Consider the following 1,516-nt stretch of genomic DNA (forward strand, 5'->3'; position numbering starts at 1 on the left):
CTCGTCCCGACGGAGGTGTCGTCGACCACGAAAGACGTCTGCAGGCTCGAGTCCTCGGTCATCGTGAAGCGGATCGAGACCGTCCTGCCCTTGTAGGCGGTGAGGTTGAAGGACTTCTGCGTGTAGGTCGCGTTCGGCCCGACGTTGGAGTACGTCGCGAGCGTCGTGACGGTGGAGCCGTCGACGACCTGGGCGCGCATCGTGTCGTAGACCGTGCTGCCCGTCTCGGCCGTGTCGGTGCGCAGCCAGAACGACAGCGTCGCGCTCGTCGCGGTCGAGGGGATCGCGACGCTCTGGTTGATCGTCTCGGTGCCCGAGGTGCCGTTGCCGCCGAGCCACGCCTTCCACGACCCGGTGCGGGCCGGGCGAGCGGTGTTGTTCGTGATCGGGCCGGCGGTGCCGGTCCACACCGTGGCGCCCGACTCGAAGCCGGGGTTGCCCAGCAGGTTGCCACCGGCGGGCGGCGGCGTGGTGCCACCGCACGACTCGGTGCCCGCCGGCACCGAGATGGCCGAGAAGGCGTTCGCGACGGCAGTGCACTGGCTGGAGCCGGCGCCGTAGAGCTCCTTGGCCGACGCGATCGCCCCGTTGCGTGCCGCGGCATACGTGCTGGTCGACGTGAGCTTGGTCGACAGCGTGCGGTACCAGACCTTCTCCATGGCGGCCCGGCCGGCACCGGTCACGGTGGCGCCGTTGCACGTGGGGCTGTTGTAGGCGACCCCGTTGATGGTCTTGGCGCCCGAGCCCTCGGAGGCCAGGTAGAACCAGTGGTTGAGCGGCCCCGACGAGTAGTGCGGGTCGAGGTTCTTGGTGTTGGTCGTCCAGCAGTCCTGGCTGGCGCCGTCCTTGCTCGGCTTGTCCATGTAGCGCAGCGGGGTGCCGTTGCCGTTGATGTTGATCTTCTCGCCGACGAGGTAGTCGCCGGGGTCGGACGCGTTGCCGGCGTGGAACTCGACCGCCGCCGCGAAGATGTCGGACGTGGCCTCGTTCAGGCCGCCCGCGTCACCGCTGTAGACCAGCCCCGCCGTGTTCTCGGTGACGCCGTGGCTCATCTCGTGGGCCGCGACGTCGATGGAGGTGAGCGGCTTGGTGTTGCCGGCGCCGTCGCCGTACGTCATCTGGGTGCCGTCCCAGAACGCGTTGTTGTAGGCGTTCCCGTAGTGGACGCGGCTGCGCGCCCCGGTGCCGTTGTTCCAGATGCCGGCGCGACCGAGGACCGAGTTGTAGTACGCGTAGGTCTTCTCGGCGCCGTACTGCGCGTCGACCCCTGCGGTCTGACGGCTCGTCGACGAGCCGTTGCCCCAGATGTTGTCGGCGTCGGTGAACTGCGTGCCGGTGCCGGAGGTCGCCCCGTTGAGGTCGGTCGTGTAGTTGCCGATGGTGTCCTTGAGCAGCCAGTTCGTCCCGCTCTGGGTGGAGCCGAGCGTGACGCTGCCCGAGTACTGGCTGTTGCCGGTGCCCTTGACGACCTCGTCGAAGGAGGTGATGACCTCGCCGGTGTCGGCGTCCACGATGG

General features: G+C 68.7%; 1 protein-coding gene. It reads right to left on the reverse strand.

Going from position 1 to position 1,516, the window contains the following annotated elements; genetic code table 11:
* Positions 1-1,516: M4 family metallopeptidase (locus tag RMO85_RS18965; RefSeq protein WP_310530274.1), on the reverse strand; the 1,516-nt coding region annotated here is incomplete at both ends.

It is taken from the genome of Nocardioides sp., from assembly GCF_031422975.1.
In the GTDB taxonomy this organism is placed as follows: domain Bacteria; phylum Actinomycetota; class Actinomycetes; order Propionibacteriales; family Nocardioidaceae; genus Nocardioides.